Below are 24,856 nucleotides of genomic sequence, written 5' to 3'. Positions count from 1 at the left end.
GAGAGGAAGGACAGAGGAAGCTGAGGCTTCCGTCAGCGGGCGGTGACGCCGGCGAAGGCCGCCCCCGCGTCCCGCAGCCGCTCGTGCAGCCCCCGGAACACGGCCGCCGAGCGCACTCCCGGCCAGTCCTGCGGCAGCAGCCCCGCGGGCAGCCCCGGGTCGGCGTACGGCAGATGGCGCCAGGAGTCCAGGGCGAGCAGATAGTCGCGGTAGGCCTCCTCGGGCGGGGTGTCCTGCCGTCGCTCCCAGTCGTGCAGCACGCCCGCGTGCCGGTCCAGGAACGCCTCGTGCTGCTTGGCGATCGCTGCCAGGTCCCACCAGCGGGCGACCGCCTCGACGGTCGGCGCGAAGCCGAGGTGCTCGCCGCGGAAGAAGTCCACGTACGAGTCGAGGCGCAGCCGCTCCAGGGTGTGCCGGGTCTCCTCGTACAGCCGGGCCGGGGCGATCCACACGCCGGGCGCCGCCGTGCCGAAACCCAGCCCGGCCAGCCGGGAGCGCAGCACGTGCCGCTTCTGCCGTTCCGTCTCCGGGACGGAGAACACCGCCAGCACCCAGCCCTCGTCCTCCGGCGGCGCGGTGGCGTAGACCCGCCGGTCGCCGTCGTCGAGGAGCTGGCGGGCGTCCGGGGACAGCTCGTAGCCCGCCGCGCCCTGCCCGGTGCGGGCCGGGACGAGCAGACCGCGCCGTTTCAGCCGGGACACCGACGACCGCACCGAGGGCGCGTCCACGCCGACCGCGGCCAGCAGCCGGATCAGCTCGGCGACGGGCACCGGGCCGGGGAAGTGGCGGCCGTACGCCCCGTAGAGCGTGACGATGAGGGACCGGGGTGCGTGCTGCTCGGACACGTTGATCATTTTAGGTCGTGCCGGCGTGTGCGGATCACTGCTGGTCAGCTTCGGTGCGCAGGCGGAACCTCTGAAGCTTTCCGGTCGCCGTGCGCGGCAGCGCGGCCAGGAACACGATCTCGCGCGGGCACTTGTACGGCGCCAGCTCGCTCTTGACGAACACGCGCAGCGCCCCGGCGTCCTGCTCGGCGCCCTCCTTTACGACGACGTACGCCACCACGGCCGCCCCGCGTGCCTCGTCGGGCCGGCCGACGACCGCCGCCTCGACCACGTCGGGGTGGCGCAGCAACGCGTCCTCGACCTCCGGGCCAGCGATGTTGTACCCGGCGGAGATGATCATGTCGTCGGCGCGGGCCACGTACCGGAACCAGCCGTCGGGCTCGCGGACGTAGGTGTCGCCGGTGATGTTCCAGCCGCCCCGCACGTACTCCGTCTGCCGGGGGTCGGCGAGATAGCGGCAGCCGACCGGGCCGCGCACGGCCAGCAGACCGGGCTCCCCGTCGGGCACCGGCTCGCCGTGCTCGTCCTGCACCCGCGCCTGCCAGCCGGGCACCGGCACCCCGGTGGTCCCCGGCCGGATGTGCTCGTCGGCGGCCGAGATGAAGATGTGCAGCAGCTCGGTCGCGCCGATGCCGTTGATGATCCGCAGGCCGGTGCGTTCGCGCCAGGCGTGCCAGGTGGCGGCGGGCAGGTTCTCGCCCGCGGAGACACAGCGGCGCAGCGAGGAGAGGTCGTGCCCGTCCGGTTCGGCGAGCATCGCGCGGTACGCCGTCGGCGCGGTGAACAGCACCGACACCCGGTGCTCGGCGATCGCGGGCAGCAGCTGCCGGGGGCCCGCCTGTTCCAGGAGCAGCGCGCTCGCGCCGGCCCGCAGCGGGAAGACGACCAGGCCGCCGAGGCCGAAGGTGAAGCCGAGCGGGGGACTGCCCGCGAAGACGTCGTCCGCGTGCGGCCGCAGCACGTGCCGGGAGAAGGTGTCGGCGACGGCCAGCACGTCCCGGTGGAAGTGCATGCACCCTTTCGGACGGCCCGTCGTGCCGGAGGTGAACGCGATCAGCGCCACGTCGTCGGCCGCCGTGTCGACGGCGGGGTACGGCGTCGCGGGCGCCGGACGGACCAGCAGGTCGTCCGGGGCGTCACCGCCGTACGTGGCGATGGACAGGCCCGGTATCTCGGCCTTCGCGAGGTCGTCGACCGCGCGGATGTCGCACAGCGCGTGCCGCACCCGGGCGATCTCGCACATCGTGGCCAGCTCGTGCGGACGCTGCTGGGCCAGCACGGTCACGGCGACCGCGCCCGCCTTCAGCACCGCCAGCCAGCAGGCCGCCAGCCACGGGGTGGTGGGTCCGCGCAGCAGCACCCGGTTGCCGGGGACCACGCCGAGGTCGTCGGTGAGCAGGTGGGCGAGGCGGTCGACGCGGGCGCGCAGATCGCCGTACGTCCAGGTCGGGCCGGTCGGGGTGTGGAAGACCGGGCGGTCGTCCGGGGGGCCGTCGAGCAGGGCCGCGGCGCAGTTGAGCCGTTCGGGGTGGTGCAGCTCCGGCAGGTCGAAGCGAAGCTCGGGCCACTGGTCGGGCGGCGGGAGGTGGTCGCGCGCGAAGGTGTCGACGTGGGCGGAGCGGATCGGGCGGAGCGGGCGGGTCTGGCCGTCCATGGCGGTTCGCCCCCTTGCCTGGTGGGCGTCGGGTGGGGTCGCGGTCGAAGTCGCGGCCGGGGTCGCTGTCGCACTTGGAGCGTATCGTCTTGATGACGGCAGTCAATGGAGCGCGATACCGTTCGGGTGAGGCGTCAGGCGAGGCGTCAGGCCTTCGAGTGGCCTTCGAGAGGGAGGACCGCACGTGCCCGCATTCTCACTCGACCCGGAGCGCACCGCCTGGTGCGCCGAACTGCGCGCCCTGGCCGCCGAACGGCTGCGCCCGCTCGCCGAGAAGAGCGAGCCGGGCCACGTCAACCGCCCCCTCGTCGCCGAACTGGGCCGGCTCGGCCTGCTGGACCGGCTCTTCGGCTCCGGCGCGCTCGACCTGTGCCTGATGCGCGAGTCCCTCGCCCACACCTGCACCGAGGCGGAGACCGCCCTCGCCCTCCAGGGCCTCGGCGCCCACCCCGTCCACGCCCACGGCAACCCCGCCCAGCGCGACCGCTGGCTCCCGGCGGTCCGCGAGGGCACCGCGATCGCCGCGTTCGCCCTGACCGAGCCGGGGGCCGGTTCGGACGCGGCGGCACTGTCCCTGACCGCCGCCCCCGACGGCCCCGCGGGCTGGCGGCTCACCGGCGGCAAGTGCTGGATCTCCAACGCGCCCGAGGCCGATTTCTACACCGTGTTCGCCCGGACCACCCCCGGCGCCGGCGCCCGCGGGGTGACCGCGTTCCTCGTGCCCGCAGACCGGCCAGGACTGACCGGCACCGCGCTCGACATGCTCTCCCCGCACCCGATCGGCGCCCTGGACTTCGACGCCGTACCCGTCACGGCCGACGACGTGCTCGGGAAACCCGACCGGGGCTTCCGGGTCGCCATGGGGACCCTCAACCTGTTCCGGCCCAGCGTCGGCGCCTTCGCCGTCGGCATGGCGCAGGCCGCCCTCGACGCGACCCTGGAGCACACCGCGCGCCGGGAGGCCTTCGGGGGCCCGCTCCGCGACCGGCAGGCCGTCGCCCACCAGGTCGCCGAGATGGCCCTGCGCACCGAGGCGGCCCGGCTCATGGTGTACGCGGCGGCGACGGCGTACGACGACGGCGCCGCCGACGTGCCCAAGCGCGCGGCGATGGCGAAGCTGCTGGCCACCGAGACCGCTCAGTACGTCGTCGACCGCGCCGTCCAGCTGCACGGGGCCCGCGCGCTGCGCCGCGGCCATCTGCTCGAACACCTCTACCGCGAGGTGCGCGCGCCCCGCGTCTACGAGGGGGCCAGCGAGATCCAGCGCGAGATCATCGCGAAAGAGCTGTACCGGGAGGCCCAGTGACCGCCGAGCGCGTCAACCCGCCCGACCTCTCCCCGCCGACCGGCTTCTCGCATGCCGTCGTCGCCACCGGCTCCCGCCTCGTCTTCCTGGCCGGCCAGACCGCCCTCGACACCGACGGCAAGATCACCGGTGACGGTCTGCCCGAGCAGTTCGAGCGGGCGCTCGGCAACCTGCTGACGGCGCTGCGCGCGGCCGGCGGCACCCCGGCCGACCTGGCCCGCGTCACCGTCTACGCCACGGACGTCGCCGACTACCGCGTCCACGCGGCCGAACTCGGCCGGATCTGGCGGCGGTCCGCCGGCCGCGACTATCCGGCGATGGCGGTCGTCGAAGTCGTACGCCTGTGGGACGAGCGGGCGCTCGTGGAACTGGACGGGTTTGCTGTGCTGCCGTGATGGTGGTGGCGGTGGGTTCGCTGTGCTGCGGTGACGGTGGTGGCGGCGGTTGCGGCCTGATTGCCGTGCTGCCGTGGCGGCGGTTGCGGCCTGATCGCCGTGCTGCCGTGGCGGCGGTGGCGGCGGGTTCGCCGTGCCGCCCGACCGCTGTGCCGCCCCGACCGCCGTGCCGCCCCACCGCTGGACCCGGGTGACGCGCCACCGGAGGGGTGACGGTCACGCGGGCCGGCCCGGCCGCCCGTTACCTGTGGAAGCCCCACACCAGGAGGTTTCCCATGCCCGTTCGCCCGCTCCTCGGCGCTGCCGCCGCGGCCGTCCTGGCCCTGACCGCCGGCGTCTGCGCGACGCCCGCGGCCGCCGCCGACCCGTACGGGTCGGTCACCGTCGACCCGATCGGCCGGATCACCCCCGACGGCACGGTCACCCTCTCCGGCACCTATCGCTGCACCGGCGGCACCGGCCCGGTGTTCGTCAGCTCCTCCGTCGCCCAGTCCGCCGCGTCGATGTGGCAGGGCATCGGCGGCACGCGCGCGGTGTGCGACGGTCTGGAGCACCGCTGGGAGAACACCGGCAAGGCGCTGCTCGGCGCGCTGAAGCCGGGCGCGGCCCAGGTCGAGGCCACCGTGACGGAGCTGAACACGGGCAGCGGCCTGCCACTGCCCGTCTTCCACGCGGCGCACCGGCAGGACGTCACCCTGGTCGCGTCCTGACCCGCGTCCTGACCGCACGCGCCCGCGTCACACGGCCTCCCGGGGGCTTCCACAAGCCTTGACGAGGGAACAGTCAGACTTGATGATTCCATCATCGCGACTCGTTGCCGCGCATCGCGGCGCCGTTGCACGGAGGGCACCATGTCTGACACCCGCGGCCGACACCCGGGCCGGTCCCGGAACCCCGTGATCAAGGTCGCGGATCTGGCCTGGCTGGAGTTCGAGAAACCCGACCTGGACCGGGCCGAGGTGTTCGCCCGCGACTTCGGCTTCCAGACAGCCGCACGCACCGAGGGCGAGCTGTGGCTGCGCGGCACCTTCGCCGGTTCGCCGTGCATGGTGATCCGGCGCGGCCGTACGTCCCGTTTCATCGGTCCGGCGTTCCGCGCGGCCGAGCGGGCCGACGTCGACCGGCTCGCGCGGGCGACGGGGACGGCCGTACGGGACGCGGACGTGCCCGGCGGCGGCAAGGCGGTCGCCCTGCTCGACCCCTCGGGCATCCCCGTCCGGGTCGTGCACTGCGCCGAACCGCTCCCCGAACTGCCCGGCCAGCGGCCGCTGCTCCTCAACGCCGGCACGGACCACCCCCGGGTCAACGCCCCCCAGCGCCCGCCGAGGGAACCGGCCCGTATCCAGCGCCTGGGCCATCTGGTGCTGGAGACAAGGGTGTTCGCCCGCGCCCTGGACTGGTACCTGGACACCCTCGGCATGATCGTGTCCGACTTCCTCTTCCTGGACGGCCAGCGCGACCGCGGCCCCACGATGGCCTTCATCCGCTGCGACCTGGGCAGCGTCCCGGCCGACCACCACACGCTGGCCATGCACCTGGGCCCGGGCACGGGATACGTCCACTCCGCCTACCAGGTCACCGACCTGGACGCCCTCGCGGCCGGCGGCGAGTACCTGGGGGAGCGCGGCTACAAACGCAGCTGGGGCATCGGCCGGCACATCCAGGGCAGCCAGCTGTTCGACTACTGGCGCGACCCCGACCACTTCATGCTCGAGCACTTCACCGACGGCGACCTGTTCTCCTGCGACATCGAGCCCGGCTGGGCGCCCATGTCCACGAGCGGCCTCGCCCAGTGGGGCCCGCCGGCCACCCGTGACTTCCTCGGCGCCACGCCCACACCCGCGAAGCTCCGCGAGGTCCTGACGGCCCTGCGCGGCGACAACGAACTCGACCCCGCCCGCCTGCTGGGCCTCCTGAAAGCCGTGAACTCATGAGCATCAACGTGCTGCGCACCGCCGAGGGCTGGTGGGCGGTCCTCGGCGACCGTGCCGTCCCCGTCGGCACCGACGCCGTCACCACGGCCGAACTGCTGGCCGACCGCACCGCCGTACGGGAGGCCGCGGGCTCCGGCGCGGCGGGCACACCCGTCACCGAGCTGGCCGCTCTCTCGCCGGTCACCACCCCGTGCCGGGTGGTCGCCCAGATGGTCAACTACCACAGCCACGCCCGCGACTCGGGCTTCACCGGAGACATCCCGCCCACCTTCTTCCGCAAGGCGTCCGGCTCGGTCAGCGGCCCGTCGGAGGCCGTCGTACGGCCCTCCCACGTACGGTTCCTCGACTACGAGATCGAACTAGGCCTGGTCATGGGCGCGCCGCTGCCGGTAGGCACCGTCGTGGACGAACGCGACCTGCCGACGTACGTCGCCGGACTAGTGATCACGAACGACATAAGCGCCCGCGACGTACAACTGACCAAGACGCAGTTCTACGAGAGCAAGTCGTACCCCACCTTCACACCGACCGGCCCGTACCTGACGCTGCTGGAACCGGAGGACTTCACCCATCTCCTCGACCTGCGGCTGAAATTGAGCGTCAACGACGAACCGCGCCAGGACCGCACCCTCGCCGACATGATCGTCCGCCCGGCGCGGGCGCTGACCCTGCTGGCCCGCTTCCAGACCCTCGACCCCGGAGACCTGCTCCTGACCGGCACCCCCGGCGGCACCGCGCTGAAGGCCCCGCCCAAGCCGGTGGAGAAGATCGGCGCGCTGCTGCCGCCCGCCCTGAAGTGGAAGGCGTTCTTCAGGACCCAGGCCCGCAACCCGCACTACCTGCGTGCCGGTGACGTGATCACGGCGACGATCTCGACCCCGGACGGCCGGATCGACCTGGGCGAGCAGCGCACGCCCGTCACGGACGGCAAGAGCATTCAGGGGTGATCCGCCCATGACCGCAGACCAGGCCCCCGACCACACGCCTGTCGTGATCATCGGCGCGGGCCCGGTCGGCGTGACCGCCGCCCTCCTCCTCGCCCGGCGCGGAGTCCGAACCGTCGTCCTCGAACGCCACCACGACATCTACCCCCTCCCGCGCGCCGTCGCCACCGACGACGAGGTGCGCAGAATCCTCCAAGCGGCGGGTGTCGGCGAGGAGTTCGCCGCGATCGCCCGCCCGGCGGCCGGACTGCGCCTCCTCGACGCCCGGCACCGGGTGATGGCCGAGTTCCGGCGCTCCGGGCACGGCCATCACGGCTACCCGCAGACCAGCATGTTCGACCAGCCCGAGCTGGAACGCCTGCTGCGCGACGCCCTGGCCCGCCGCCCCGAGTGCGAACTGCGCGGCGGCGTCGAGGTCACCGGCATCGGCACCGGCACCGCGGGCCCCGTGCGCGTGACCTACCGCGACGACGACGGGGAACACCACCTGTGGGCCGACGCGGTCCTCGGCTGCGACGGCGCGAACGGCCTCACCCGCGACGCCATCGGCGCCGTATGGGAGGACCTGCGCTTCGAGGAACGCTGGACCGTCATCGACGTGCGGACACCGGCCGAAGTCCGCTGCTGGGAGGGCGTCGACCAGGTCTGCGACCCGGAGCGGCCGGCCACGTTCATGCGCGTCGGCGAGGACCGCTACCGCTGGGAGTTCCGCCTGCGCAATGGCGAGATGCCGGTCCGCGAACTGACAGCCCCCTGGCTTCCCCACGCCTACGACGGCGACTTCGAGATCGTCCGGCGCACGGACTACACGTTCCGCGCCCGCATCGCCGACCGCTGGCGCCGCGGCCGGGTCTTCCTCCTCGGCGACGCCGCCCACCTCACCCCGCCGTTCATCGGGCAGGGCCTCTGCGCGGGCCTGCGGGACGCCCACAACCTCACCTGGAAACTCGCCCGCGTCCTGAAGCAGGGCGGGGACGAACGGCTCCTGGACACCTACGAACGCGAACGCAAGCCGCACACCCGGCACATGATCCGCCTCGCGGTCGCCATGGGCTGGGCCATGACCGGCGGCCAGGACGGCGCCGCCGCCCTCCGCCGCGGCGCCCTCGCCGCCGCCTTCCGCATCCCCGGCCTCGCCGCCCTCGCCGGCCGCGACCTCAGCCCACCCCTGACCGCCGGCCCCCTCGTACGCCGACGCGCCCACCTCACCGGCCGAGGCCTCGCCGGCACCCACTGCCCACAACCCTGGATACGCTCCACCGACCGCCCCACTCGCCTCGACGACCTCCTCGGCGACTCCTTCACGATCCTGACCGCCACCACCCCCTGGCCCTCCCTGACCGCCCTCGCCCAAGCCCTCGACGCCCCCACCGTCCCCCTGTCCACCCTGAACGACGACGGCACCCTCACCGCCTGGCTCCACGCGGGACGAGCGGACGCCGTGCTGCTCCGCCCGGACCGCGTGGTGACGGACGTGGTCCCGTGTGGGGGGCGGGGGTTCACGGATGCAGGGGTGTGGGCGCCGCTGCTGCATACCTCGCGCGGCAGTGCAATGGATTGGGACGGCGGGGACGGCTGACGCCTCACGGCCTGCCGTTTCGGGCCTCAGTGGGTGAGGCAGGCCCTTGCCCACTGAGAACAGCTCACCACACGGGCACATGGTGGTCCTTGTGCTGAAGGAGCTGGACCCGCAGCTGCTGTTGAGCTGCGGGGCCATGGGAGCTTCCGTTGCGGCGGCCTTGCCGCTTCAGGGTGTCGTGGGCCTTAGGCCGAGGGTGCTCGGGACGGGTGAACTGCGGGCCCGGGCTCCGGTTCTGGACCTGCTCAAGGCAGGTTCCTCCGGCGGCGGTGACGTACCGGGAGACGGCTGGCCGGCTCACGACGCCCGGCGTCGCCGTTCAGTCGGCGATGTCGACCCCGTATCTGCGTGCGAGGGCGTCGAGGCCGTGGTCGTAGCCCTGGCCGACGGCACGTAGACGCCAGAGCGGACTCTGGACCACTACCAGGCACGCCACTACCGGGCCTGGTACCGGCACATCGAGCGTGAACGAGATCAGCCGCCTGCTGGCCAAGATCGTCCACGCCGTCGGGCACGGGGCCGGACACCTCCTTTACTGGTTACGCCGGCAACGCCGCCACCAGCACCGAGCCCGCCTCGGCCACTACCGCCGCCGCGGCCAACGACGCTCGTAACCGTGGCTGCGTGATTCAGGCCCCAGGATCTCCCGCCCCCATGGCAGCTCCCGCCCGAAGCCGCTCCATGCCCACCGCGCGTTACGGTGCGGTTCACACGTGCCAGGGAGCGACAGAGGTGATCATGAACGATGAGACGATCAAGGTGGGTGACATCTTGCGTGTCAGCTGTGCCTTCACCCCTACACGGGCGGTCAAGGTCTCAGACTGGGACGTGTCCATCATCTGGCCATGGGAGCAGATCGATCCTGACTCTGAAATCCAATGGAACGGACAGTACGCCATACCGCGCAAGCAAGGCTCCTTCGAGTCTCGGCTCAGCCTCTTCCAGACCGATCCTGCCCCCTGGACGCTATCTGCGGGCGACAGCTGCGGCGTGGGTATTCCCGAGCAGTTGGTACGGGTGATCGACATCGGGTATTGCGATCCGCCTCAAGATGTTGGGTGGCTGCCGCGTCCGCACACGATGTTGATCGTGCTACCCGTCGATTACGAGGACCCTCAAGGTCTCGCTGAGGGCGACACAATCTCCATACCATCCGTGGCGCCGGTCAGGTTCGAGCTTGTGTAGCAGCAGACTTGCTCCAGCGGGTTAATCGGCGTGCCCGATCGCATGTCTCCTATCCGAGGTAGGGCGTCGGCGAGTTCTCCAGAAAATGTCGGAGTCTCAAGCGTTGCGTGTGGTGCATGGGCAGCTCGTCAAGGTGTGACGGCGCGACGAAGCGGACCTCTGTCGACTCGTCCGAGATGGTCAGTTGCCCTCCGACGATGCGGGCCCGGAAGCAGATGTTGAACTGGCGGCGTACTTCGCCGTCGCCGTAGGCGATGACGTGGCGCGGATCTGTGTATGTGCCGACAAGCCCCGTGATCTCGATGTCGTAGCCGGTCTCTTCCTTGACTTCCCGAACGGCGCAGCCGGGCAATGAGTCGTCCATGTCCATGCCGCCGCCCGGCAGGGCCCACAGGCCGTTGTCGCGGCGGCGCTGGACCAGGATGCGGCCCTGATCGTCGGTGACCACGGCCGAGGCCGCGACAACGAGGCTGTTCGGCTTCGGGGCGTTCGGGTCGTCGTAGTACTCAGTGCGGGTCACTGGGCTTCCTCCACGGGCCGGGCGGTCTGCCACACGGCCTCGAAGCTGTCGGCGTACGTGTCGAACATGCCACCTGGGTCGTTGCGGCGCAGATGCCACACAGGGGCACGGTAGGCATTCGTCCCGAACACGTGGGCGTTGACCAGTATCTGGTCATCGGCGCGGTACAGGCTGTTGTAAAGAGTCGTAGCGTGCGTGCGCACTTCGATTTTCTGCACTGCCAGGAGCGGTCGGCAGTGCAACAACACCAGTCGGCACCGGGACTCGATTCCGTGGCCGAACTGCTCTCCTTGCCTCGCTGGCGGACGTTCGGAGAGTCGGCGTCGCCCAGTGCGATGCGCACCGCACAGCCGGCCTCAGCCCGTTCCCGCAAGAGTTCATTGAAGCGGGGGTACGCCTCGTGCAGGAACACCGCGGCGTATACCAGGATGTCGATGCGTTCCCGCGCCAATGCCAGGAGGTTGACGAACACGGACACCGGCAGGTCCGCCCGGTGGCCGTAGAGAGCGACGAGTTCAGGGCTCACCGCCCGCGCCGCTTGCGCCTGCCGTAGTGCCGGCCATAAGGCGCGATAGGCGCCCAGCTCCACGACGAGTACCGGCAGGCGCGGCGCGGGCCCGGGGTTCGGCAAGGACGACCTGCGCCTGGGGCCGCCGACGACTGAGTGGTGCGGTCCTGGTGCGGCAACGCTCACCAGGGCCGGCAACCAAAACCCGGGTCGATGGCCCTGGGGGCGAACGAGCCAGCGGGGTTACGGCGGGCCGGGTTGCATTGCCCGCCGTTCCACGCTGGGCCCCTCGCCTCTGGTGCGCTTCCGGTGCGAGCCACCACCGACGGTTGCAACCGGCACGGCAAGGAGCTCACTTCCTGCGGCGCCTGCTCGCCTTCTTTTTCAGCTCGGCCTGGCCGCGTTTCGTCCAGTCACCTTGATGCAGGTAGCAGCGCGAGGTGCCCTTCATCGTCTTGTTCTGGCAGCGGCCACCTGCTGCAGTTGGCCATCCGCACTTTCCTTGCTTCCAATCACCCACCGTCCACCCCCGGGTGTTTGCTTCAAGGACCGGAACCCAGAATGCGCTTCCAATCAAGCATCGGGGTAGGGCTCACGGCCGACGGCATGAAGGCTCCATGCGTACGCGAGTCCGTACATCCGGCGCGTGGTCTCGATGCGGGCTTCCCAAGCGGACTCTGGGCAAGTGAGCCGGTGTCGCACAAACTGTGCGCATGGATACCGGCGCTCTGTGGGCGGCTCTACTGACCGCGGCTACAGCGGTGATCGCCAGCTGGGTGACCAGCAGGGGCAACGCGCAAGCTGCTCGCATTCAGGCACAGGCTGTCGCCGAAGCCGCGCACATCGCTCGGGTACGCGAGGCACGCAGAGCCACGCAGCTCGACTTCATCCAGCAGGCCAATCAGATGGGGATCCTGTACCGCAGGATCCCCAAGTTCCTGGAGGTGGAGAACGAAGAGGCTAGATCGGCATCCATCACAGAGCTTCGCGATCAACTCCGTGACTCCTACGGGCCCTTTCTGCGTGCCCTGGCTGTCGTCTCTCTGGAGTGTGACCCCGAGCCGATAGCAGCGGCGCACGCTGTCCACACGGCCTCCGGTGGGGCTTACATTCGTCTCGTCGCCGTCGAGGCGGACATACGCGAGGCCGAAAGCTTCCGCCGGGCCATGAACGCCTACTTGTCCTCAATCGACTCATTCATTGAAGCAGCGCGCCAGGCGGAGCACGAGTCCTGATTTCACCCGGCAAGTGGCGTGATTCTCTTCGGGCTCGGCCGCCTTTCCCGTCGTTCCGTCCTGAGCTGTTGCGCTTGTGGTGCGCCGGCGGCGGTGGGCTCAGCGGCGGTGGAGTGTTCAGCAGTTCCCGCCACTGCACTGTGAGTTCATGCCGGTCGAGGCCACCTGCCACTCTCGCTCGCCGGCCGTTCCAGGCCATGTCCGGACGCTGTCGCCGTGCTCGTCGTGTTCACCCCCGTTGCAGGGGAACTGATCGCGGCGAACTCGACGGCTGGGGGACCGGGCGCGCGGAGTGGTGAACTACTCGATGCGGCGAGGTTCAGCGGCGATATGAAATGACCGGCTCGCGCCCAGTTTCACGTCTGTACCCAGGGCGCCTGTCCTGGCCCCTGCCCGCGGGGCCGCCCGGGGTTTACGCCTCGGTGCGCTCCGCGCCGTAGCGGACAAGCCTTGATTACACACAGCAGTCATCTGAACACTTAATGTCAGCGCGGTCGTACGGCTGCGTCGTCGATCAGATCCGCCGTCAGGTTCCGCGCGGCCCGCGCGGAGGCGGGTCGCGTCTCCTGTGTGGAGGAGAAGATGACGGACATCACCAAGGTCAGCGTCAAGCTGTGGACGGCGGACGAGACGGGTGCCGGCACCAACGGCTTCGTGTACGTCGGGATCGCCGGCCGGGAGCTCCATGTGGACTCTTCCCGCAACGACTTCGAACCCGGCGACAACTACACCTACGTCTTCGGCGACGGAGCCAACGTGCTCGACGCCGCGCGCAACGACCCGCGCCGGCCCCGCCTCGACACCGACGACGCGGACCGGTACCCCGTCTACCTCCGCTTCGAGGGCAACGACAACGACGACGACTGGTGCCTCGAAGGTGTCACCGTCACCGTCAACCCGGGCGGCAGCGGCACCCGCACCTACGACAACCCGCGGCTCGCCGGGACCGGCGCCGACGAGAAGATCTGGCTCGGCAAGCGCTTCGGCGGGACCGTCCACCTCCGGCGTATCTGACGGGGCGTCCTCCGCCGCACGTCTCCCGGGTTCGCGGGAGTGCCGGTCGGCGCGGCGGAGGGTTCCGCGACAGCCTTGCCCGCCCCTCAGATGTCCCGGAAGATCTCGATCTGCGCCCCGATCGAGTTCAGCCGCTCCGCCAGATCCTCGTAACCCCGGTTGATGACGTACACGTTCCGCAGTACGGACGTCCCCTCCGCCGCCATCATCGCCAGCAGGACGACCACGGCGGGGCGCAGGGCCGGTGGGCACATCATCTCGGCGGCGCGCCAGCGGGTGGGGCCCTCGACCAGGACGCGGTGGGGGTCGAGGAGCTGGAGGCGGCCGCCGAGGCGGTTGAGGTCGGTCAGGTAGATCGCGCGGTTGTCGTAGACCCAGTCGTGGATGAGGGTCTTGCCCTGCGCGGTCGCCGCGATGGCCGCGAAGAACGGGACGTTGTCGATGTTCAGGCCGGGGAACGGCATGGGGTGGATCTTGTCGATGGGCGCCTCCAGCTTGGAGGGGCGTACGGTCAGGTCCACCAGGCGGGTGCGGCCGTTGTCGGCGAAGTACTCGGGCGTGCGGTCGTGGTCGAGGCCCATCTCCTCCAGGACCGCCAGCTCGATCTCCAGGAACTCGATGGGGACCCGGCGCACCGTCAGTTCCGACTCCGTGACGACCGCGGCGGCGAGCAGGCTCATCGCCTCGACCGGGTCCTCGGAGGGGGAGTAGTCGACGTCCACGTCGATCTCCGGCATGCCGTACACGGTGAGCGTGGTGGTGCCGACGCCCTCCACCTTCACGCCCAGGGCCTCCAGGAAGAAGCACAGGTCCTGGACCATGTAGTTGGAGGAGGCGTTGCGGATGACGGTGACGCCGTCGTGCCGGGCGGCGGCCAGCAGCGCGTTCTCGGTGACCGTGTCGCCGCGTTCGGTCAGGACGATCGGGCGGTCGGGGCGCACGCCGCGGTCCACCATGGCGTGGTACTGGCCCTCGGTCGCGGCGACCTCCAGGCCGAACCGGCGCAGCGCGATCATGTGCGGTTCGATGGTCCGGGTGCCGAGGTCGCAGCCGCCGGCGTACGGCAGCTTGAAGCGGTCCAGGCGGTGCAGCAGCGGGCCGAGGAACATGATGATCGAGCGGGTGCGGCGGGCCGCCTCCGCGTCGATGGAGTCCAGGTCGAGACCGGCCGGCGGCACGATCTCCAGGTCGACGCCGTTGTTGATCCAGCGGGTGCGCACGCCGATGGAGTTCAGGACCTCCAGCAGGCGGTACACCTCCTCGATGCGGGCGACCCGGCGCAGTACCGTGCGCCCCTGGTTGAGCAGCGAGGCGCACAGCAGGGCCACGCACGCGTTCTTGCTCGTCTTCACATCGATGGCGCCGGACAGCCGGCGGCCGCCCACCACCCTGAGGTGCATCGGACCGGCGTAGCCCAGCGAGACGATTTCGCTGTCCAGGGCTTCTCCGATGCGGGCGATCATCTCAAGACTGATGTTCTGGTTACCGCGCTCGATGCGATTGACGGCGCTCTGCGAGGTGCCGAGCGCCTCGGCAAGCTGCGACTGCGTCCAGCCCCGGTGCTGCCGGGCGTCACGGATGAGCTTGCCGATGCGTACGAGGTAGTCGTCTGCCATGAGGCTGAGGTTATCTCAGATATGAGATGGCACATCCCTCGGGGGCCATTCGGGTGACGTTTCGTCAACGTCGCCTGGTGGTACGCGTCCGGCGCCACCCGAAAGGTCCGGGCAAATCCACCGATGTCGTACGACGTCCGGTGCTGCTGTAGGTGCGGCGGGGGCCGTTCCGGCCGCCCGTGGTGAGGGACCAGGAGCGACGGTTGATGTTCAGGCGCACGCCGGGCAGGATGCGGATGCTCTTGCGGAAGGTGAGGGGCATAATGCCTCCTTTCGCTCGTCCGCCCTTCGGGTACCCCGCGTCCGGGCTCCAAGCCCTTTCCGTTGAGCTCGAGTTCGGTTGAGGTCCTAGGTCGTGTCCGCATGTCACGGCAGCCAGAGTCGCAGGCACGCGATGGTGACCAGGGCTTGGTAGTGACGGGCGCGTTTGTCGTAGCGGGTCGCCAGGGCTTTGTTGTGCTTCAGCTTGTTGAAGCAGCGCTCGACGGTGTTGCGGCGCCGGTAGGCGGCCCGGTCAAGCCGGCATCTGCTCTCTCCGCGTCGGATGCGGCCGTTGATCTGGTCGATCCGCTCCGGAATGGCGGCTTTGATGCCGCGCCTGCGCAGGTAGGAGCGGATCTTCGTGGACGAATACCCCTTGTCCGCGACGACCAGGGTGGGTCGGGTGCGAGGACGGCCGGGCCCGCACCGCCCGATGCGGATGCGGGCCATCACCGCTTCGAACTGGGTGCAGTCGTTGACGTTCCCGGCGGTCAGGGTGAAGGCCAGTGGCCTGCCCTCGCCGTCGCAGGCGAGGTGGATCTTCGTGGTCAGCCCGCCGCGGGACCGGCCGATCGCCTCACCCGGCCAGAGCCCCCTTTTCGCGCCCCGGCCGCGTGCTGGTGAGCCCGCACGGTCGTGGAGTCGACACACACGACCGTCCAGTCAACGGCACCGACGGCATCCGAGTGCTGCTGGACGTGGGCCAGCAGCCGGTCCCAGGTGCCGTCGGCCGACCAGCGGCGGAAGCGTTCGTAGACCGTCTTCCACGGCCCGTAACGCTCGGGCAGGTCCCGCCAGGCCGCCCCCGTGGACAGCTTCCACAGGATGCCGTTGAGGACCTGCCGCCGGTCGCGGGCCGGGCGGCCCATCCGCGACGGAGCCAGCAACGGCTCAATGACCGCCCATGCCTGATCAGTCAGCTCGTGACGACGCACCACGAACAGACCAACGCGCCAACCACTTTGCGGACACGACCTAGGGGGTGTCTCGTCGATCAGGCCGGATCAGGGAGCGGCGTCTGGTGCCGTGCATCGCAAGGCGGAGGAGGGAGCCGATGCGGCGCATCGGGGACCGACGACAACGCGGCGAGGCGCGGTGCCAGGCGCCGCGAGCCCGGCATGATCGGCGAGACGCCCCCTAGCGTCCGCCGCATGATTCTCGTCACCGGTGCCACCGGAAACATCGGCTGTCCCCTCGTGTCGGACCTGTACCGCCACGGCGCCCTGCCGGTCCGCGCGCTGAGTCGCGAACCGGCGCGGGCCGGTCTCCCGGAGGGTGTGGAGGTGTTCGAGGGCGACCTCGCGGACCCCGGCTCGGTCGCGCCCGCGCTGAAAGGGGCGCGCGCGCTCTTCCTGCTCTCCGGTCACGGTGCGGAGGCGGACCTGCTCGCGGCGGCCCGGGAGGCGGGTGTCGGGCACGTGGTGCTCGTCTCGTCCCTCGCGGTGGGTACGCACCCTCGTCTGCGTGCCGTGGCCGGGCATCTGGCCGCCGAGCGGCTGCTGCGGGACAGCGGCATGGCGTGGACGGTCCTGCGGCCGACCCGGTTCGCCTCGAACGCGCTGTGGTGGGCGGACTCGATCCGGGCGGAGGGCGTGGTGCGCGTGCCGTACCCCGACGTCGGCCTGCCGGCCGTCCAGCCCGCCGACGTCGCCGCCGTCGCCCGCGTGGCGCTGACCGAGCCGGGCCACGCGGGACGGGTGTACGAGGTGACCGGGCCGGAGCGGGTCACGCCCCGGGAGCAGGCCGCCGCCCTCTCCGTCGTGCTCGGCCGGGACGTCGGCGTCGTGCGGACCGATCCCGAGGAGGCGCGCCGGGAGCTGTCGGCGCTGATCGGCGAGGGCGGCGCGGCCGGCGTCCTCGACCTCACTGGCCGGCACCTCACCGACGATCTGGTCAGGGTGCGCGACACGGTGCCGCGGATCACCGGCGCGCCCGCCCGGACCTTCCGCGAGTGGGCGGCCGGGCAGCGCGCGGCGTTCTGCTGATCGGGGCGGCGTGGTGCTTCGGTGGGGTCAGGGCATGACCATCCGGCCCCCATGTACTAGAGTTATCTCGACATCGAGATATCTGCCGAGGCGCACTGCCGCCGCACGCCGCTGACGAGTCTGACGGTAAGGGTTACCTAACTTAGCCTTACCTTAGCGGATCGGCCAATACGGCGTGGCGGCAGGATGCGGTGAAACGCGCACATCAATGAAGGAGACTGTCGTGTCGGCGAACAGCTTCGACGCCCGCAGCACGCTGCAGGTGGGCGACGAGTCGTACGAGATCTTCCGGCTTGACAAGGTCGAGGGCTCCGCCCGGCTGCCTTACAGCCTGAAGGTCCTGCTGGAGAACCTGCTCCGCACCGAGGACGGCGCGAACATCACCGCCGACCACATCCGTGCCCTCGGCAACTGGGACTCCCAGGCCCAGCCGTCGCAGGAGATCCAGTTCACGCCGGCCCGCGTGATCATGCAGGACTTCACCGGTGTTCCGTGCGTCGTGGACCTCGCGACCATGCGTGAGGCCGTGAAGGAGCTGGGCGGCGACCCGGCGAAGATCAACCCGCTGGCCCCGGCCGAGCTGGTCATCGACCACTCCGTCATCGCCGACAAGTTCGGCACGCCGGACGCCTTCGGCCAGAACGTCGAGCTGGAGTACGGCCGCAACAAGGAGCGCTACCAGTTCCTGCGCTGGGGCCAGACCGCGTTCGACGAGTTCAAGGTCGTCCCGCCGGGCACCGGCATCGTCCACCAGGTGAACATCGAACACCTGGCCCGTACGGTCATGGTCCGAGGCGGCCAGGCCTACCCCGACACCCTCGTCGGCACCGACTCGCACACCACCATGGTCAACGGCCTCGGCGTCCTCGGCTGGGGCGTCGGCGGCATCGAGGCCGAGGCCGCCATGCTCGGCCAGCCGGTCTCCATGCTGATCCCGCGCGTCGTCGGCTTCAAGCTGACCGGCGAGCTGCCCACCGGCACCACCGCCACCGACCTGGTGCTCACCATCACCGAGATGCTGCGCAAGCACGGCGTCGTCGGCAAGTTCGTCGAGTTCTACGGCGAGGGCGTGGCCGCCACCTCGCTCGCCAACCGCGCCACCATCGGCAACATGTCGCCCGAGTTCGGCTCCACCGCCGCGATCTTCCCGATCGACGGCGAGACCCTGAACTACCTCAAGCTCACCGGCCGCTCCGAGCAGCAGGTCGCGCTGGTCGAGGCGTACGCCAAGGAGCAGGGCCTCTGGCTGGACCCGGCCGCCGAGCCGGACTTCTCCGAGAAGCTGGAGCTGGACCTGTCGACGGTCGTCCCGTCGATCGCCGGCCCGAAGCGCCCGCAGGACCGGATCGTCCTCGCCGACGCCGCGCAGCAGTTCGCCAAGGACGTGCTCAACTACGTCGAGGCCCCCGTCGCGCAGTCCCCGGAGGCCGCCGCCTCCCCGGTCGACGAGGCCAGCGCCGAGTCCTTCCCGGCCTCCGACGCCCCGGCCTACTGCCACCAGGAGAACGGAGCCGGTGCCCCGCAGCACGGCCAGGGCACCGGTGCCGTACCGTCCAACCCGGTCCAGGTGACCGCCCCCGACGGCACCACCTACGAGCTGGACCACGGTGCGGTGACGGTCGCGGCCATCACCTCCTGCACCAACACCTCGAACCCGTACGTCATGGTCGCCGCCGCGCTCGTCGCGAAGAAGGCCGTGGAGAAGGGCCTGACCCGCAAGCCGTGGGTCAAGACCACCCTCGCCCCGGGTTCGAAGGTCGTCACCGACTACTTCGACAAGGCGGGCCTGACCCCGTACCTCGACAAGGTCGGCTTCAACCTCGTCGGCTACGGCTGCACCACCTGCATCGGCAACTCCGGCCCGCTGCCGGAGGAGGTCTCCAAGGCCGTCAACGACAACGACCTCGCGGTCACCTCGGTCCTCTCCGGCAACCGGAACTTCGAGGGCCGTATCAACCCCGACGTCAAGATGAACTACCTGGCGTCCCCGCCGCTGGTCGTCGCCTACGCGATCGCCGGCTCCATGAAGGTGGACATCACCAAGGACGCCCTGGGCACCGACCAGGACGGCAACCCGGTCTTCCTGAAGGACATCTGGCCCTCCGAGGCCGAGGTCAATGACGTCGTCGCCAACGCCATCGGCGAGGACATGTTCTCCAAGTCCTACCAGGACGTCTTCGCCGGCGACGCCCAGTGGCAGTCGCTCCCGGTCCCGACCGGCAACACCTTCGAGTGGGACACCGAGTCGACGTACGTCCGCAAGCCCCCGTACTTCGAGGGCATGGAGATGGAGCCGGCCCCGGTCCAGGACATCGCGGGCGCCCGCGTCCTCGCCAAGCTGGGCGACTCGGTCACCACCGACCACATCTCCCCGGCCGGCGCCATCAAGGCCGACACCCCGGCCGGCCAGTACCTCACCGAGCACGGTGTGGAGCGTCGTGACTTCAACTCCTACGGCTCCCGCCGAGGCAACCACGAGGTCATGATCCGCGGCACGTTCGCCAACATCCGCCTGCGCAACCAGATCGCGCCGGGCACCGAGGGCGGCTACACCCGCGACTTCACCCAGGACGGCGGTCCGGTGTCGTTCATCTACGACGCCTCCCGCAACTACATCGAGCAGGGCATCCCGCTGGTCGTCCTGGCCGGCAAGGAGTACGGCTCCGGCTCGTCCCGTGACTGGGCGGCCAAGGGCACGGCCCTCCTCGGCGTCAAGGCCGTCATCGCCGAGTCGTACGAGCGCATCCACCGCTCCAACCTCATCGGCATGGGCGTCCTCCCGCTGCAGTTCCCGGAGGGCCAGTCCGCCGAGTCCCTCGGCCTGACCGGCGAGGAGACCTTCTCCATCTCCGGCGTCACCGAGCTGAACGACGGCACCACCCCGCGCACGGTGAAGGTCACCACCGACACCGGCGTCGAGTTCGACGCGGTCGTCCGCATCGACACCCCCGGTGAGGCCGACTACTACCGCAACGGCGGCATCATGCAGTACGTGCTGCGCAGCCTGATCCGCAAGTAAGCCTCTGCGGCACGGCGTTCGAGGGCCGCTCCCCCGGTGACGGGGGTGCGGCCCTTCGCCGTGCCGGGACGGGTCAGTTCACACAGCCCGGAACGGCTCCCGCCGGACGGCAGTCGTTCGGAACGTTGCCGGTGACGGAGGCGCCGATCAGGGACACCTGGCTGCTCGTGCCCTCGAATATGCCGCCGCCTCCCAGCAGGCCGTTCGCGGTGTTGCCGGTCACCGTGCTCTGCACCAGCGTCGCGGTGCTCGTCCCGGAGGCGCGCAGGCCGCCGCCCTCCTGAGCGGCCGTGTTGCCCTGGACCCTGCTGATGTTGAGCCGCAGCGTGGACCCGGCGTGGCTGATGCCGCCGCCACCGCCGCTGCCGGTCGCGGTGTTCCCGCTGACCAGGGTGTAGCTCAGGATGGCCGCGCCGCCGTCGCGGGTGTGGATGCCGCCGCCGGTCCCGGCGTTGTTGTCCCGCACGCTGCCGCTCTGGACGGTGAGGGTGCTGCCGGTGCCGGAGACCCGGATGCCGCCGCCGGAGTCGCCCGGCACGTTGCCCCCGCGGACGTGGATCGAGTTCAGGGTCAGGTCGCCGCCCGCCTCGACGTCGAAGACACGGAAGTCCGGTGTCCCCGCCGCCGCCGAGCGGCGGACCGTGGTGTTGTACCCGTTGATGGTGTACGAGCCCGTGACCTGCGGCAGACCGTTGTCCGGCGACACGGTCGTCGAGATCGTGTACGTGCAGAACGGCGCCAGGGTTATGTTCTCGTCACTCGCGTTCGAGGCGGTGATCGCGTTCCTGAGCGCGGTGATGTTGTTGCAGGGCACGAACGTCTGCGCGTGGGCCGGCGAGGCCGGCAGCAGGGTCAGGGTGAGGCCGAGACCGGCCAGGGCCCCCAGGACCGTCGGGCGGTGCGTGCTCTTCCTCGTCATCGAGGACTCCTCGGTTCATGCGCGATGCGCGCGTGGACGAATCCGCTCCCCTGGGCACCCGTTGGCAACGGGTGCCCATCTCTCCGAGCGGCGCTACCAGAGAACGCCCGGGTCGAGGGGACACGCCAAGCGGACTGGGCCGAACAGGGACCGGATCCACCCGTCCGGCCGCCCGGGGCTCCGAACCGGGCCGCGCGGCCCCGGGCACACCGCGGAGCCGGGCAGGGCGTCGGACGTCCGAGCACGACGCGGAAACCGGCACGCCGAAGGCGCGGAAGCCGCCGTACGGCTCCCGCGCCCGCCCGTCGTCGGTCACTTCGGGTCGAGTACGACCCTCAGCTCCTCGAGGCCGCGGAAGGCGGGGAAGGGAACCTCCAGCCACCGGGGCTCGGCGGCCGGGTCCGCCAGGGTCATCCTCGGGTACCGGCCGAACAGTCCGGTGATGGCCGCCTCCGTCTCCACCCGGGCCAGCGGGGCGCCCAGGCAGTAGTGGGAGCCGTGCCCGAAGCCGAGATGGGCGTTGTTGGCGCCCTTCCGCGTCACGTCGAACTCGTCCGGGCGGTCGAACTTCAGCGGATCGCGGTTGGCCGAACTGAGCGCGATCTGGACCAGCGAGCCCTTCGGGATGCGCGTCCCGGAGTACTCCACGTCCTCGGTCGCGTAGCGGAACGTCGAGCTCTCCACCGAACCGTCGTAGCGCAGGACCTCCTCGACCGCCTGCCCCACCAGCTCCGGGTTCTGCTGCACGGCGCGCAACTGCGCGGGGTGGGACAGGAGATGGTGGACGGCGTTGCCGAGGAGGTACGCGGTCGTCTTGTGGCCGGCGAACATCAGCAGGAACGCCGTGGAGACCAGCTCGTGCTCGCTGAGCCCGCCGTCGTTGTCCCACACGGAGGTGAGCGCGCTCATCAGATCGTCACCGGGGTTCTCACGCTTGGTCCGCACGAGGTCCGTGAAGAACGCGTGCAGATCCAGTTCGGCCTGCTGCTGGGCCCGCTTGGCCTCCTCGCTGAAGCCTGTCTGCGCCACCGTGGTGGACAGGTGCTGCATCCGCTCCCGGTCCAGCGGCGGCACGCCGAGCAGGTCGCAGATCACGATGATCGGCAGCGGGAACGCGAAGACGGGCAGCAGGTCGAACGGCTCCCGGGCCGGGCAGTCGTCGATCAGCGTCTTGACGACGGCCTCGATCTGCGGCCGCAGGGCCTCCACGCGCCGCGGGGTGAACGCGGAACTGACCAGCTTGCGCAGCCGGGTGTGCTTGGGCGGATCCGAGTTGAGCATGTTGTCGTCCAGCGCCACGGACGAGTCACCGAAGATGCTCCGGTAGGCGTCCATGGCCCCGTACATGTCCTTGCTCAACCGCGGGTCCGCCAGGGCGGCCCGCGCGTCCTCGTACCGTGTGATCAGGTACGTCTCGTTGCCGTGCGGCGGTCTCATGGGGCAGACCGGCGCCGCTTCCCGGAGTTGGGCGTAGACCGCGTGAGGGTTGCGCCGGTACTCCGGAGTGCACCGCTCGGCCGCGGTGACGGCGTCTTGGGTGGTGGTCACGGACGACTCCTCAGGTCGAAGAGGGCCTCGGCGTTGCCGCCGAGGATGCGCTGCTGGGACGCCTTGTCGATCGGCAGCTTCTCGATCATGCGGACGAAGTCCTCCAGCGGCGCCGCCATCGGCGGCGAGTCGGTCGCGAAGAGCATCCGTTCGGGGCCCAGTACCTCCGCGTTGAGGTTCAGGTGGGCCTGGCTGAACGGGCTCGTGTCGACGTACATGCGCTGGAGCGCCGCGGCGGGGTCGGCCGATGGCGGGGCGGCGGCCCCACCGGGGGGCGGTGCCCCCCCGGCCCAGTGCCGGGGGCGCGCCGCCGTCTGCAGGCGCTCCGGCAACAGCGCCATCGCGCCGCCGCCGGTCGCGCCGATCAGCCGCAGACCTGGGTACTTGTCCAGCCATCCCGCGAACGCGATCATGGCCATGCCGATGGTGAGATCACCGAACCGGCCGATCTGCTCCACGAAGGAGATGTCGTCGACCCGTTCCGTGCCGGCCGGTTCGGCCGGGGCGTGCACCAGGACCGGCACCCCCGCCTCCGCGGCCAGCGCGAAGAAGGAGTCGGCGCGCGGGGAGCCCAGCAGCTCCCCGTGCACACTGGACGTGGTGATCAGGCCGACGAACGCGGGATCCTCCAGGGTCTCCCGCACCCCTTCCAGATGATCGTCGTCACCGAACGGGTTGGCGTACACGTACCCGCGCAACTGGTCCGGGAACTTGGCGATCAGGCCCGACATCCAGGCGTGGAAGCCGCGCAGCCTGTCACGTGGTTGCGCGTAGTTGTCGACGCCCGGGACCCGCGCCATCGCCCCGGCGCCCACGGGGCTGCCGATGATGGTGAGGTCGATTCCGGCCTGGGCGCGGGCGGCGAGCATGCCGTCGACGTCGGTCAGGCTCGGGGGCATCGGGAACCGTTCCGCCGCCTCCGGTGGGGACAGGTGCCCGTGGATGTCGATGATCATGTGTGGTTTCCCCGGTTGGGTGTCAGTGCGCGGACGATCGCGGCGCAGTCCTCGTCGCCCAGCCCCTGCTCACTCGCCCGGCGATGGGTCTCGGCCGCGGCCGCCGCCAGTGGCAGGTTCAGGCCGCACGCTGCTGCCTGCTTGGAAGCGAGCATGAGGTCTTTCGCCATGAGCCGCAGCTTGAAGTCCGGCTCGTCGAAGCGTCCGGAGGCCAGCCGCCTGGACTTGAACGCCATGACCGGCGAGGCGAAGCCGCTGCCCGCGATCGTCTTGAGGACCTGCTGCCGGTCGAGCCCGCAGGCGGCCGCCAGCTCGGAGGCCTCGGCCATGGCCTGCACCTCCACACCCATCAGCAGGTTGAGGAGGAGCTTCATCCGCATGCCGGACCCGAGTGCGCCCAGATGGACGACCTCCTTGCCCAGCGTCTCCAGCAGCGGCCGGCACGACTCGAACACCCGCTCCTCGCCGCCCACGAACAGGCGCAGTTCGCCGTCGTGGGCGTGCTCGCGGTTGCCGAGCATGCCGACGTCCAGGACCGACGCGACGTCCCCGGCGATCTGCATGACCTCGTCCGGGCCCACGGTGCCGGCGCAGATCAGGACGCCCTCGTACGGGCCCTGGGACAGCACGCCGTCGGGACCGTGCAGCACGGAGCCGAGGGCCTCACCGTCGGCGAGGGTGCACACCGCGGCGCTCGTCCCCTCGACGGCTTCCCGGGGGTGGGCGGCCGTGAAGGCGCCCATGCCGGCGAGCGGTTGGGCCCGCTCCGGGGTACGGTTCCAAACCCGCACCTGAATTCCCTGGTCGAGGAGGCGGGCGGCCAGGCCGGTGCCCATGCTGCCCAGACCGAGTACGGCGACGGGGCCGTGGGGCGTGTGCGTCATGACGCCACCCCCGCAGTCTCCTTGACGATCCGGAACCGCAGCGACTGCGTCGAGTCGACCCACTGGCGCAGCGGGGCCACCAGCGCCTGGTGCTCGTCGCTCTGCTGCCAGGCGAAGAAGTGCTCCGGCGTCTCCCACTCGCTGGTGATCACCCACTGACGGGAGTCGTCCACGGGTTCGCCCAGCCGCTCGACGATGTGGCCGGGGGTGCGGGAGACGGACTCCCGCATCTTGTCGTACATGTCCAGGAACCCTTGCTCGCCGCCCTCGATCACACGGACCGTGAAGACGACGCACAGCTTCTCGGCCGAACGGCCGTTCTGCTTGGTGCCCATATCTCCTCCTGAAGGTGAGATCCGGCAGGACACGACACCTACCGACTCATGTCGCCCATGCGGACGCAACTCCGAACGGGGGACGACCCAGTCCCCACAAGGGCGTCACGCTCCGCTGTTGGGCCGTTCGGGTGAGTGACGGAGGCGTCCCGTGACGGTCTCGCCGGGGGTGGGGCGGTGCCTGGGTCGCCGGGGCGGACGAGAAGGAATTCTT

General features: G+C 70.6%; 21 protein-coding genes and 2 pseudogenes. 11 read left to right on the top strand and 12 right to left on the bottom strand.

Annotation, left to right across the window (positions count from 1 at the left end; all coding sequences use genetic code 11):
- Positions 1–32 precede the first annotated feature (32 nt).
- A complete protein-coding gene (locus ACSU6L_RS08895) occupies positions 33–854 on the bottom strand; it encodes a PaaX family transcriptional regulator (protein ID WP_437055255.1) in 822 nt (273 codons plus the stop codon).
- A 25-nt stretch (positions 855–879) separates the two neighbouring features.
- Positions 880–2,499 (bottom strand): AMP-binding protein, encoded by a 1,620-nt coding sequence (locus tag ACSU6L_RS08890; RefSeq protein ID WP_437055253.1) that lies wholly within the window; start codon positions 2,497–2,499, stop codon positions 880–882.
- 184 nt (positions 2,500–2,683) lie between these two features.
- Between ACSU6L_RS08890 and ACSU6L_RS08885 the strand changes: the two genes are divergently transcribed.
- From ACSU6L_RS08885 to ACSU6L_RS08855, 7 genes are all read left to right on the top strand, one after another.
- Complete coding sequence (locus ACSU6L_RS08885; protein ID WP_437055251.1) at positions 2,684–3,805, top strand: acyl-CoA dehydrogenase family protein; 1,122 nt, start codon at positions 2,684–2,686, stop codon at positions 3,803–3,805.
- On the top strand, positions 3,802–4,200 hold the full coding sequence (locus ACSU6L_RS08880) for a RidA family protein (protein ID WP_437055249.1): 399 nt from the start codon (positions 3,802–3,804) through the stop codon (positions 4,198–4,200). The genes ACSU6L_RS08885 and ACSU6L_RS08880 overlap by 4 nt, the downstream gene beginning before the upstream one ends.
- Before the next feature lie 275 nt (positions 4,201–4,475).
- A complete protein-coding gene (locus tag ACSU6L_RS08875; RefSeq protein ID WP_437055247.1) occupies positions 4,476–4,910 on the top strand; it encodes a DUF6299 family protein in 435 nt (144 codons plus the stop codon).
- A 141-nt stretch (positions 4,911–5,051) separates the two neighbouring features.
- A complete protein-coding gene (locus ACSU6L_RS08870; RefSeq protein ID WP_437055246.1) occupies positions 5,052–6,134 on the top strand; it encodes a VOC family protein in 1,083 nt (360 codons plus the stop codon).
- Entirely contained in the window at positions 6,131–7,081 is a 951-nt protein-coding gene (locus ACSU6L_RS08865) for a fumarylacetoacetate hydrolase family protein (RefSeq protein ID WP_437055244.1), read from the top strand. Before ACSU6L_RS08870 ends, ACSU6L_RS08865 begins: the two co-directional genes overlap by 4 nt.
- 7 nt (positions 7,082–7,088) lie before the next feature.
- Positions 7,089–8,657, top strand: a complete 1,569-nt coding sequence (locus ACSU6L_RS08860; RefSeq protein WP_437055242.1) for a bifunctional 3-(3-hydroxy-phenyl)propionate/3-hydroxycinnamic acid hydroxylase — start codon at positions 7,089–7,091, stop codon at positions 8,655–8,657.
- Positions 8,658–9,389: 732 nt separating this feature from the next.
- Complete coding sequence (locus tag ACSU6L_RS08855; RefSeq protein ID WP_437055240.1) at positions 9,390–9,842, top strand: hypothetical protein; 453 nt, start codon at positions 9,390–9,392, stop codon at positions 9,840–9,842.
- A 49-nt stretch (positions 9,843–9,891) separates the two neighbouring features.
- Here ACSU6L_RS08855 and ACSU6L_RS08850 read toward each other — a convergent pair whose 3' ends face one another.
- Both ACSU6L_RS08850 and ACSU6L_RS08845 read right to left on the bottom strand, forming a co-directional pair.
- Positions 9,892–10,362, bottom strand: a complete 471-nt coding sequence (locus ACSU6L_RS08850) for an NUDIX hydrolase (protein WP_437055238.1) — start codon at positions 10,360–10,362, stop codon at positions 9,892–9,894.
- Positions 10,359–10,930, bottom strand: a pseudogene (locus ACSU6L_RS08845) (XRE family transcriptional regulator); the annotation flags it as partial. The pseudogene ACSU6L_RS08845 and the gene ACSU6L_RS08850, both read right to left, overlap by 4 nt.
- A 653-nt stretch (positions 10,931–11,583) precedes the next feature.
- Between ACSU6L_RS08845 and ACSU6L_RS08840 the strand changes: the two are divergent.
- Positions 11,584–12,105 (top strand): hypothetical protein, encoded by a 522-nt coding sequence (locus tag ACSU6L_RS08840; protein ID WP_437055236.1) that lies wholly within the window; start codon positions 11,584–11,586, stop codon positions 12,103–12,105.
- 582 nt (positions 12,106–12,687) lie between these two features.
- Positions 12,688–13,119: a hypothetical protein gene (locus tag ACSU6L_RS08835; protein ID WP_437055234.1), complete on the top strand. Its 432-nt coding sequence runs from the start codon at positions 12,688–12,690 to the stop codon at positions 13,117–13,119.
- 86 nt (positions 13,120–13,205) lie between these two features.
- Here ACSU6L_RS08835 and ACSU6L_RS08830 read toward each other — a convergent pair whose 3' ends face one another.
- The 3 genes and pseudogenes from ACSU6L_RS08830 to ACSU6L_RS08820 all read right to left on the bottom strand — a co-directional run bounded on the left by ACSU6L_RS08830 (position 13,206) and on the right by ACSU6L_RS08820 (position 15,865).
- On the bottom strand, positions 13,206–14,735 hold the full coding sequence (locus tag ACSU6L_RS08830; RefSeq protein WP_073939241.1) for a helix-turn-helix domain-containing protein: 1,530 nt from the start codon (positions 14,733–14,735) through the stop codon (positions 13,206–13,208).
- A gap of 64 nt (positions 14,736–14,799) precedes the next feature.
- Complete coding sequence (locus tag ACSU6L_RS08825; RefSeq protein ID WP_073939240.1) at positions 14,800–14,997, bottom strand: DUF4236 domain-containing protein; 198 nt, start codon at positions 14,995–14,997, stop codon at positions 14,800–14,802.
- A 104-nt stretch (positions 14,998–15,101) separates the two neighbouring features.
- Positions 15,102–15,865 (bottom strand): annotated as a pseudogene (locus tag ACSU6L_RS08820) (IS5 family transposase).
- Positions 15,866–16,147: 282 nt separating this feature from the next.
- On the opposite strand from ACSU6L_RS08820, the gene ACSU6L_RS08815 reads away from it, so the two are divergent.
- Both ACSU6L_RS08815 and ACSU6L_RS08810 read left to right on the top strand, forming a co-directional pair.
- Positions 16,148–16,981: an SDR family oxidoreductase gene (locus tag ACSU6L_RS08815; protein ID WP_437055231.1), complete on the top strand. Its 834-nt coding sequence runs from the start codon at positions 16,148–16,150 to the stop codon at positions 16,979–16,981.
- 208 nt (positions 16,982–17,189) lie between these two features.
- Entirely contained in the window at positions 17,190–20,000 is a 2,811-nt protein-coding gene (locus tag ACSU6L_RS08810; protein WP_437055229.1) for an aconitate hydratase, read from the top strand.
- 73 nt (positions 20,001–20,073) lie between these two features.
- Here the strand turns inward: ACSU6L_RS08810 and ACSU6L_RS08805 are convergent, their stop codons facing one another.
- From ACSU6L_RS08805 to ACSU6L_RS08785, 5 genes are all read right to left on the bottom strand, one after another.
- A complete protein-coding gene (locus ACSU6L_RS08805; protein WP_437055227.1) occupies positions 20,074–20,919 on the bottom strand; it encodes a hypothetical protein in 846 nt (281 codons plus the stop codon).
- Positions 20,920–21,231: 312 nt separating this feature from the next.
- A complete protein-coding gene (locus ACSU6L_RS08800) occupies positions 21,232–22,467 on the bottom strand; it encodes a cytochrome P450 family protein (RefSeq protein ID WP_437055225.1) in 1,236 nt (411 codons plus the stop codon).
- The gene (locus tag ACSU6L_RS08795) at positions 22,464–23,423 is read right to left on the bottom strand and encodes an amidohydrolase family protein (RefSeq protein ID WP_073939236.1); all 960 of its coding nucleotides are present in this window, start codon (positions 23,421–23,423) and stop codon (positions 22,464–22,466) included. Before ACSU6L_RS08795 ends, ACSU6L_RS08800 begins: the two co-directional genes overlap by 4 nt.
- Entirely contained in the window at positions 23,420–24,307 is an 888-nt protein-coding gene (locus ACSU6L_RS08790; RefSeq protein ID WP_437055223.1) for an NAD(P)-dependent oxidoreductase, read from the bottom strand. The genes ACSU6L_RS08795 and ACSU6L_RS08790 overlap by 4 nt, the downstream gene beginning before the upstream one ends.
- Positions 24,304–24,642: an antibiotic biosynthesis monooxygenase family protein gene (locus ACSU6L_RS08785; RefSeq protein ID WP_437055221.1), complete on the bottom strand. Its 339-nt coding sequence runs from the start codon at positions 24,640–24,642 to the stop codon at positions 24,304–24,306. The genes ACSU6L_RS08790 and ACSU6L_RS08785 overlap by 4 nt, the downstream gene beginning before the upstream one ends.
- Positions 24,643–24,856 lie beyond the last annotated feature (214 nt).

This window comes from Streptomyces sp. enrichment culture (genome assembly GCF_964272855.1).
Lineage (GTDB): Bacteria > Actinomycetota > Actinomycetes > Streptomycetales > Streptomycetaceae > Streptomyces.
This window is presented reverse-complemented; position numbering and strand designations above follow the sequence as displayed.